This is a genomic window from Rhizobium bangladeshense (assembly GCF_001662075.1).
Lineage (GTDB): Bacteria > Pseudomonadota > Alphaproteobacteria > Rhizobiales > Rhizobiaceae > Rhizobium > Rhizobium bangladeshense_B.
Window position 1 is genome coordinate 1 of record NZ_LYPL01000035.1, and the last position, 7,361, is coordinate 7,361.

Below are 7,361 nucleotides of genomic sequence, written 5' to 3' on the forward strand. Positions count from 1 at the left end.
GTTCTGAGGGAGTTCTACGCCGTCTATGGGTGATCTGTTCTTGAACACGACGCCTTCGCGTCCGTGCGTGATGACAATGGAACCGATAGCTTGAGCGTCTTCGCCGTACGGCTGCGGCGCGCCCCCTGGTTGGTTGGCCTTTCCGCTTCGCCTCAGGAGCTCTACGAAGGTGTCGTACAGGCTAATGCCTTCGCAACGGAACTGTTCGGCGTGGAATATGTTCTCAAACACCGATGCTCGAAAGAACGACTTCGCCTTGGGATGATCTGCATGGGTGATGCCGGCTCCCGGCAGTATGATCTTGCTCTGGTTTGACTTCTTTTTGAGTTCCGCAATATCGACGGGGTCGACGAATGCGGTGTTGCGGTCGCGCAGCCGCTTGTATTGGTCGACAAAGATCAAAACGTTGGAAAATTTGATGACCCCGACGCGTACCGAGGGAAAGTTTTCGTGGACGATCGACTCGTACGGGGAGGCGTCGCTTGCCATGACCACGCCTTCATCCAACTCCTTGACCAGATGGCTGACATCGACCATTCGCTGCCGGATCAAATCGATCTTCCCGCTGTGGTCTTGCACCGTCTGCACTGAGTTGATGAAGCGCTGCACTTCCGGATCGTTTAGAACATCGAAACCGCCGCCCGCCGAGGCCCTTTCATTCATGTACGGCATTTCAAGCTCCGGTCTTCAGCGGAGAGAACCAACTGGATGCCGAAGCCTTGGCGTTCCTGTACTTGCTACCCACGGCGGCCGGATCAAAAAGCATGATCTGGGTCGGCGTTGTGAAGTTCGAACTGAGCGTTTTTATCCTCGCGAAGCCTACGTCCTGGCAGCGCTTGAGACTGGGTGCGAAGTCTTCAAAGTCGTAGTATTTCGAAAGCGTTCGTATCTCGTCGTCGTTGTTCAGGTGCGTGACGAAAAAGTTTTCGGTGTTCGAAAGAATGTTCGGATGGATGGAAGACGGCTCCTGTGTCGCGTACACAAGCGACATGCCGTACTTTGCTCCCTCTTTCGCAATTCTAGGCCAGGTCGTGTTCAGATCGGCCTTCTTGCCTATGAGATTGTGGGCTTCCTCAACATAGAGAACGATGCGCGGGGCAGCCTGACCGGATGGAAAAAGCGCCGACGAGGTGTTGAAAATCCCGCTCGCGATGCGCTCCGACATGGTCTCTCTGATGGAAGGCTTTCCAACCGAAAGGTCCACGATCACGATGCGGCCAGCAGAGAGCAGGTCGTAGATTTCCCGGGTGATATTGAAAGACCCCGAGGCCGAGTGAAAACCAGCTGCAGCCGATTTGATGGCGTTCAGAGCGCGGATTAGCCCGTCGGTCTTGCTGGACTTTCCAACAAGCACAGCAAGCATCGCCACGTCCTCAGTGTTGAGCCACTTCTCGTCCTTGGCTTTTTCTATCCCTCCGGTCGTCGCACGTTCGACATTGCGGACTTCGGACCAGAATCTCGCAGAGCAAGACGGCGAAACCCGATACCCAACACCGCCTGGGGTCAACTCGAAATGCTGGACGACGGCGGCGATCCGCTGGTCGGCGTTCGTATATTTTGCGTGGTCGTCCTTTGGAATGACGTGTTCGAACATCTTGGCAAGGGCGGCTTTGTTGGCTTCGAACTCGATGGTGAAACCATTCGGATATTCGAATCCAGCCTCGGCCAGAATGGTGCGGTAGAGCGCCACTCGGCGTTTCCAGCGCCCATGAACACTTGGATTGGACTTGTCTGGCTCCACGAGATCACATGACGCGAACGTCTTGAGATCGTCATTCAGAGAAGCGCCGTCGGAGTTGAGATTGTCGACGATGAACTGATGTCCGACTTCGAGGTTCTCGTAAAAGTTCACCCGTACGTCCCGGAAACCTGCTTTTTCACCGATGCGATAGCGGACCGTGTTATCGGAGAAAACGTCGGCGATGGAACTTCCGGCGTCCTGGTTGTTGGCGTTTGAGTATTCGCCGTTGATATCGAGAATAATCTGCCCAATCGGAGAATCCGACTCGAACGCAGACAGAGCGACGGCGGATACCATCGTCTTAGTCGTGTTTGATTTCCCCGTGCGGGTCATTCCGAATACAGCAGTTCTGCGGGCCAAGAAGTCTCCGGGGAAGATTTTTACCGGGACAGCGGGCTGACCAGGGCGGAGAGAGAGCTGGTTTGACGACGTAAAGCGGACCGTTCCTACCTCAAAGGCAGCGGGCGGGCGTTTCATTCCCAGCGCGAGTGCGTCCTTCTCGGCCTTGGCTTTTCTGATAGGGTCAACAAAGTTGACGATCGTGGAGAGCGCCTCGGGGCCTGGCTTGCGGACTGTCATATGCCTTGCGGCAAAGAAGTCTTCGGCGTCAGCGCCGAAGTTTAGCTTGGATGATCCGTCGAGGTAAAATGTACCGAGGATTTTACATTCGACGCCGCTCCACTGGAGCATGGAGAACGAGATAGGTTCGTCCATCCGGAATGCCGGGTCCTTCGTGGCAGGATTGTCCTGGAAGTGCTCCATCACTGCACGCACCACGTCACGATCGGTCGCGAGTTCCGCGCGGCCAACTACCCGCAAGAGCAAGATTCTCCTGTCGATGGGGTGAGCGCCCACCATGTCCTTCGGATCGGCGCTACAAGCCAGAAGGTAGCTGTTCATGGGGATGCCACCGGCTCCCTCCCGCCACTTGTCGTTCGTCATGACGATCGTGGAGTCGTAGGAGGTGTGGATGGTGTGTCCCACTAGGGCCGATCCACTGCTCTCGTCTAGCAATGCACTAAGGGGATTTGTACCCGCGGACATGGTTTTGACGAGGCTTTCGATCATCTAAGTTCTATCCAATCGCAATGTTTCGTTCGACGACCTCAATATTAGCCGGCGCATTCTGCCGGCGGCGAGGTATCTGAATTACTTCTGCGCCGTCCTGCAATTTGCCTGCTGCCCGGAGTTCCGAAATGATATCCGAGACCACGATCTCCTTTGCCACCAGTCGGTTTTTCTCGTCGATCCGGGCGGAATACTGCAGATTGACAAGAGCATAGCCGGGATGACGGCCGTAGAGCCTCCGAGCTTCGGGATGGTCGTCATAGGAAAGCAGCCATCTGCCCGGTATGCTTTCGGTGGCGCGAGCTAGGGTCTCGTGGTCTCGATGACCAAAATGGCACCGATAGAGTTTGTCCGCCTTCGCGAAAAACGGCGGATCGAGGTACCAGAAAACCTTATTGGGACTGTCGCGGTAAATTGCTGTTCTGCGGATGTCACGGACTGTCTTCGCATAACTTTCATTTCTGACAAACCGTACACGATGACGAAGACGGGAAAGTTCGAGGATTCGTTCTGCCAGCTTAGACTGATTGAAGCGGCAGCCGATCTTGTAGTCCCCGGCTTGGGTCATGCCTCCGATAGGTCCAGCCTTGCGGTTGAGGGAGCCGGAGAAGCTGGTTCTATTCAGGAAGAGGCATTTGTAGGCCGCTTCAAGGCCTGTCGCGACATCGGCATGCTTGAGGCGCTTCCATTCGTCCAGGGTCACGTCAGCATCGTAGACCATGTTGGTGAGTGCCTCCGCCTGAGGCGAAAACACGACCTCCCAAAAGGAGGAGAGGAGAGGGTCAGCGTCCGCGAGCGCGATCGTATCGACGTGGTTCGCCTCGAGAAGCGAGATCGAAACCGATGCCCCTCCAGCAAAGGGCTCAACAAACAGAGCTGGCCGGATATTCGTTTTCGAGATCAAGTCTGCAATTAACGGTGCGAGTTTTCTTTTCCCGCCAGGGTAGCGAAGCGGTGAGATGTCCGATCGCGTGCACCAATTTACGACCCTCATGGTATCGGCGGTATCTACGTGTTCCTGAGTTTCAACTTTCATATACCATCCCGCCGCGAATCTTCGCGCTAAACTAACGTAAGTCGCTCAGGAATATTCCACAACACCAGAGCTAAACGCTTATCACTTCATCCATAACAACTGTCGCGGCAACAATCGCATTTGTCACCCCCCGGTGTTGGACGCTGATGTTTGAGGCCGGACCTGGCTAGCCCAAGGGAGCCTCGACCTAATGGCGAGCCCGAGGAACGAAGCTATCCGCCCGAGTGCGATCGCCGGCAGATAGCTGCGGATCAGTCCGACGGAGCGGGGGACAGGAAACTGACTGGAGTTAAATGGGAAGGGGAGGCCCGGCCTCGTTCTTCAGGTCCAGCGCGGCGTAAGCCACATCTGTCATGAATTCCCTTGGAAATGCAGGGGCTTGCCGCACGGTTGCAGAGTTGGTCAATGGAACGCGATGTAGATGCCGCACCTGATCAAGGGTATCTGAGGAATCGACCAATGGTATCTGAAGCCGGTTTCAGAAAAACTGAATGTTTTCAATTCGGCGCTTGTCAGAGGTATGTGACGAACCACACCAGTCAATGCAGAGCCAGAGGGGAAACAGAAAGCCCCGACATCTCCAACGGTGAAACCCAAGGTCACAAGCGCCGAACCCTGAATTCAAGAACTCAATCCTAGCATGCTGATGATTTCAGCCACAAGATAGGCGGCGGCCAGCCTCCTGAGTCGCATTCGAGGTGTGTTTATGCGCGAAATGTCTCTTACACCGGAGCTCGTTGCGCTTTGCGAACGAGAGGAGCCGGAACCCGAACCCGATGGACGGTGGACACCACTTTCTGATGCGGACTACGGCGAATTGGTTTCTAGGTTCTCTGAGGAAAACGGAGATGGTGATCTCTGGATTTTTGCATATGGCTCGCTCATCTGGAAACCGGAATTCGAGATCACCGAGCGATTGCGAGGAGCGGCCTTTGGTTGGCACCGATCGTTTTGCCTCGAGCTGCTCACGTGGAGGGGCACGCCTGAGCAGCCAGGGCTAATGATGGCCCTCGAGCGGGGCGGGCGATGTGACGGATTTCTCCTCAAGGTCGCGAGAACTGACCGCCGAAAGGCGATCGAGCGGCTGCTGCGTCGGGAGGTTTGGGACCAAGAAAGCGTATACACGACGCGATGGGTCAGGACCTTGACCGAGAAAGGACCGATCAAGGCTTTGAGTTTCTGGGTAGGGCCTATCGCCGGCGATGGGGTTGCGCTTCGACAACCGCTTGAACGCGTGGCATGGATTTTGGCCAGAGCGTGCGGCTACGCTGGCTCCTGTGCCGAATACCTCTACAACACCGTTCTCCATCTCGAGGAGTTCGGAATACACGATCGAAAACTATGGCGGCTTCAGCAATTGGTCGCTAACGAGATCAGAATGCTGCACCCGAGCCACGCCGTCTCGCTCCCGCATGCGCATCGACGGGCCGCTCCAATCACTCCCTCGGCAGAGTTCGTTGAAAAGCAGCGCTAGGCGTCCGGTGAAACTTCCTGCCGGGAGCGCTTTCCACTGAACATCGGCCTGCCGGCATACAGCCCTCCGGAAATCTCAAGTTGAAAGCGTTGGCTGTCGCGCTCGCGAACTCCGTCGACGATTTCATCGATCTGATGCAATTCCGCACCCAACGTTTCGAGTGCCCTTCGGCCAAGAACCATGGCGGACTCGAAGGTCTCGCGGATGTGAAAATCAGCGCCTGCCTTGAGAAGGTCGAGCGCATGGCGTCGGTCGGCCGCGCGCGCCAGGACTGGGACGGAGGGGAACTCTGCCTTCACAAGTTCGACGATCCGCGTCGCGTCCTCGGATTTGTCGACACAAACGACGATCGCCTTGGTACGTTCAGCCCCCGCTGCATGCAGAATGTCGAGCCGCTTTCCATCGCCATAGTAGACCTCGAAATCGAACTCTCGCGCCGTGTTGATCATCTCGACGTCGGTATCAATGATCGAGATGTCATGGCCGCGGTCGAGCAGGAGCTGACTAACGATCTGCCCAACTCTGCCAAAGCCGATGATCAGGACGCTTCCTTTGAGATTCTCCGGTCGCCGAGCGCCTTCCAGTGAAGGCGGAATGGACTTCTCCACGAAACTCAGGAGCGCGATCAGCAGCGGTGTCAAAACCATCGAAATAATGATGATAGAGGTCAGTATCGCGCTCTGTTCGAGGGTAATGATACCGACCGACAATGCTGCCGTGTAGAGCACGAAGGCGAACTCACCGCCTTGTGCCATGAATATCGACCGCTCGAGTGCCTCCCAATGGGAGGACCTGAAGACCCGGGCAACCGCGTAGATGACAAGCGCCTTCGCGACCATGTACGCGACAACGTAGAAGAGGATGGTCCGCCAGTTGTCAGCAATGACGCTTAGATCGAGCGACATGCCGACTGCCAGGAAGAACAGGCCCAGCAGAATGCCGCGGAACGGCTCGACGTCGGCCTCTAATTGATGCCGGAAAGCCGACTCTGACAACAGCACACCGGCAAGGAAAGCGCCCATAGCCATAGACAGGCCGCCGCGTTGCATCACGTAGGCGGAGCCGAGCACCACGAGGAGTGCCGCGGCAGTCATGACCTCCCGCGCACCAGCGCTGGCTATCATTCCGAACAGCGGGTTCAAGAGATAGCGCCCGGCAAGGACCAGACCCGCGATCGTCGCCACCCCGATGCCGATGGCGAGCCAATTTATGCCTTCATTCGCGGCCGGAGTTCCCGGAACGATCGGCGCGAGAAATGCGACCAATGCCAGCAAAGGCACGATCGCCATGTCTTCCAGCAAGAGGATGGAGACGATTCGCTGGCCTTTTGGTGTCGGAAGCTCGGCTCGTTCCTCGAGAAGCTGCATAACGATCGCTGTCGAGGTCAGCACGAAACCGGCTCCCGCGACGAAAGATGGCGCTAACGGAAAGCCCGTAAACACACCAATTGCGGTGAGGCACACAGCGCATAGTCCAACCTGCGCAACCCCAAGCCCAAAGATTTCGCGCCGGAGACCCCACAGGCGCGAGGGCCTCATCTCAAGGCCGATAATAAAGAGGAACATCACAACGCCGAGCTCGGCGACATTCAGGATGAAGGCCGGATCATCGAGCAGGCGAGCGCCAAATGGGCCTATCACAACGCCGCCGGCGAGATAGCCGAGGACGGAGCCAAGGCCGAGACGTTTGAACAGCGGAGCCGCAACTATTGCCGCACCAAGGAGCCCGATAACAGGCAAAAGGTCCATGCCGTGTGCTTCAGCAGCCATTTCACACTCCCCGACCACTTGGCGAACTTTACGGCCCGCGTTTAACGTTGCTCCGCCGAATGTCCGATGGGCAATCGCTTTCTCACCAGGCAGCAAAAATTCACAACTCGGTAGCGAGCTGTCCTGGAGACCTGAAGGTATCTGTCGTACCCAAGCGAGGTCAGCCCGGGCGGGATGTCGCCAGGGCCGACCAAAACGAGGTTAGGCGGTGAAGTCGGTGGATACCGCCAATTCCCTCCACTGTGCCAGTTCCTCGGACACGCTCGCGTTCTG

Annotated in this window: 5 protein-coding genes; 1 reads left to right on the forward strand and 4 read right to left on the reverse strand. The window is 56.7% G+C overall.

Going from position 1 to position 7,361, the window contains the following annotated elements; genetic code table 11:
* From A7X77_RS30805 to A7X77_RS30815, 3 genes are all read right to left on the reverse strand, one after another.
* On the reverse strand, positions 1-672 hold a 672-nt coding region (locus A7X77_RS30805), incomplete at its 3' end, for a hypothetical protein (protein WP_156668183.1).
* A gap of 1 nt (position 673) precedes the next feature.
* Positions 674-2,809: an ATP-binding protein gene (locus A7X77_RS30810; protein WP_064686589.1), complete on the reverse strand. Its 2,136-nt coding sequence runs from the start codon at positions 2,807-2,809 to the stop codon at positions 674-676.
* A 7-nt stretch (positions 2,810-2,816) separates the two neighbouring features.
* Complete coding sequence (locus A7X77_RS30815; protein ID WP_245293813.1) at positions 2,817-3,845, reverse strand: DNA adenine methylase; 1,029 nt, start codon at positions 3,843-3,845, stop codon at positions 2,817-2,819.
* Between the two features lie 706 nt (positions 3,846-4,551).
* Here A7X77_RS30815 and A7X77_RS30820 point away from each other — a divergent pair.
* A complete protein-coding gene (locus A7X77_RS30820) occupies positions 4,552-5,319 on the forward strand; it encodes a gamma-glutamylcyclotransferase (RefSeq protein WP_064686590.1) in 768 nt (255 codons plus the stop codon).
* Here the strand turns inward: A7X77_RS30820 and A7X77_RS30825 are convergent.
* The gene (locus A7X77_RS30825) at positions 5,316-7,088 is read right to left on the reverse strand and encodes a monovalent cation:proton antiporter-2 (CPA2) family protein (RefSeq protein WP_064686591.1); all 1,773 of its coding nucleotides are present in this window, start codon (positions 7,086-7,088) and stop codon (positions 5,316-5,318) included. The two genes, A7X77_RS30820 and A7X77_RS30825, sit on opposite strands and share 4 nt — an antisense overlap.
* Positions 7,089-7,361 lie beyond the last annotated feature (273 nt).